The sequence below is a fragment of the Methylophaga sp. UBA5088 genome (assembly GCF_002414625.1).
Lineage (GTDB): Bacteria > Pseudomonadota > Gammaproteobacteria > Nitrosococcales > Methylophagaceae > Methylophaga > Methylophaga marina.
This window is the reverse complement of sequence record NZ_DIAC01000026.1, coordinates 8,048-10,442: the sequence shown is the minus strand read 5'-3', so window position 1 is coordinate 10,442 and position 2,395 is coordinate 8,048. Positions and strand designations below refer to the sequence as shown.

Sequence of the window (2,395 nt, the reverse complement as noted above, 5' to 3'; positions counted from 1 at the left end):
CGACTCATACTCAACGGGCATAAAAAACGTGGTGGGAGGTCATTGATGGGGCTTCAGCTAACGCTTACACAGATTGCTGAGATTGTCTCAGTCCAGAATGTCGTTGCTGATGTTGTGGTAACAGGTGCTGTCATTGATTCACGCAAAGTGACACCAGGTGATTTATTCATCGCCTTTAAAGGTGAACATGTCGATGGTCATGCCTACTTAGCAAAAGCCAGAGAAAATGGTGCTGTCGCGGCATTAGTCAGTGAATATCAAGATGATGAATTACCACAGATCAAGGTAGATGATGTTCGAATAGCTTTTGGACAAATTGCAAAAGCCTGGTTAGCAGAATGCCATGCAAAAGTCATCGCCATCACTGGCAGTAATGGTAAAACCAGCCTAAAAGAAATGGTCAAAGCTATTTTGTCTGAAGTTGGCACAGTCACTGCAACACAAGGCAATTTAAATAACGATCTGGGCGTGCCTTTAACCATTTGTCGTATTGACAAATCGGATGACTATGCGGTGATTGAGATGGGCACAAACCATCCGGGCGAAATTGCTTATCTGATGAGTATCGTATCACCCGATGTTTCAGTGATTAATAATATTGCGTCTGCCCATATCGAAGGTTTAGGTAGCGAAGAGGGTATAGCTAAAGAAAAAGGCAGTATTTATCAAGGATTGAAAAAGAACGGCATTGCAGTGGTAAATGCCGATATGCCATACGAATCGATATGGCAACCCTTGATTGCGGGTAGAAAAACTATCCGTTTTGGATTGCAAACAAAAGTGGATATCTTCGCCGACTATATCCAGCCAGAGCCTGCGGCAAGTCATTTCCTTGTTCATATTGATGGTATTAACCACCATATGACTATAGCTTTGCCCGGCTTACATAATGTGAACAACGCGTTGGCGGCCATAGCCATATGTGTGGCGCTGAATATTCCTGTTGATGCAATGGTTCGCGGTCTGAACACACTACAAGCCGTACCTCACCGCTTACAAATGCGTAAAGGTTTGTCAGGGAGTCGCTTGATTGACGATACCTACAACGCTAATCCCGGCTCCTACCTGCGGGCATTGGAAACCTTGTCTGGTTTTGATGAACCTCTTTGGTTGGTTCTGGGAGATTTTGGTGAGTTAGGTGATGAGTGTGATGCCATTCATCAGAGCATGGGCTTACAAGCAAAAGCCGCAGGCGTGACATCGCTATTTACGGTGGGAGAGAAGAGCCAGCTCGCAGCTGCTGAGTTTGGTGATAACGCCATTCATTTTGAGGACATACAAACATTGCAACAGCTTTTGCAAAACACCTTAACAGCAGATGTGACCTGTTTGATTAAAGGATCACGTTTTATGCAATTGGATAAATTAGCCGATGCGTTAGCCTCGGAGGCACAGTAATGCTGCTGTTATTGAGTGATTATATGAGCCAATACTACAGTGGCTTTAACGTGTTTCAGTACCTGACACTGAGAGCCATTCTTGGGGTCATGACGGCCTTGGGTATTGCATTGATTATCGGACCGACCATGATCCGTCATTTGAGTTTTAGACAGATTGGTCAGGTTGTCAGACAAGATGGCCCTGAATCTCATTTCAGCAAGAAAGGCACACCCACCATGGGTGGCGCTCTGATATTGGTGGCAATTGCTGTTAGCACATTACTTTGGGCTGACCTGACCAATCGTTATGTCTGGGTAGTTTTGATTATTACATTAGCTTTTGGGCTGATTGGATTTGTAGATGACTACATCAAATTAGTCCGTCAAGACCCTCGTGGTTTGCTGAGCCGATATAAATATTTCTGGCAATCTGTCTTTGGTGCCGGAGCAGCTATCTTTTTATTTATGACGGTCACTGTGCCAGCTGAAACGCAGTTGATCGTGCCGTTTTTCAAAGAGATTGTGATTCCTTTGGGTGGTTGGTACATGCTGCTGACTTATTTGGTGATTGTGGGTAGCAGCAATGCAGTGAATTTGACCGATGGCCTGGACGGCCTAGCCATTATGCCTACGGTGATGGTTGCGGCTGCATTAGGCTTATTCAGTTATGTCGCTGGACACTTTGAGTTTGCAAGCTATTTACAAATTCCCTTTATTCCAAGTGCCGGCGAACTCGTTGTTTTCTGTGCGGCTATGGTGGGAGCTGGACTCGGTTTTCTTTGGTTCAATACCTATCCCGCACAAGTCTTTATGGGGGATGTGGGTGCCCTGGCACTGGGTGCCGCACTGGGTACAGTAGCCGTATTAGTCAGACAAGAGTTGGTTTTACTGATCATGGGAGGCGTGTTTGTGATTGAAACACTGTCGGTCATGATTCAAGTGGGCTCATACAAGCTGCGCGGTAAACGTGTATTTCTTATGGCACCGATTCACCATCATTATGAGCTCAAAGGCTG

The 2,395-nt window shown here is 45.4% G+C and carries 1 protein-coding gene and 1 pseudogene; both read left to right on the top strand.

Translation table 11 applies throughout. The features are described 5' to 3' along the window. The coding region (locus tag B4K20_RS03100; RefSeq protein WP_349678786.1) for a UDP-N-acetylmuramoyl-tripeptide--D-alanyl-D-alanine ligase at nucleotides 1-1,398 on the top strand (1,398 nt) is incomplete at its 5' end. Next, a pseudogene (gene mraY, locus B4K20_RS03095) lies at nucleotides 1,398-2,395 on the top strand (phospho-N-acetylmuramoyl-pentapeptide-transferase); the annotation flags it as partial. The gene B4K20_RS03100 and the pseudogene mraY, both read left to right, overlap by 1 nt.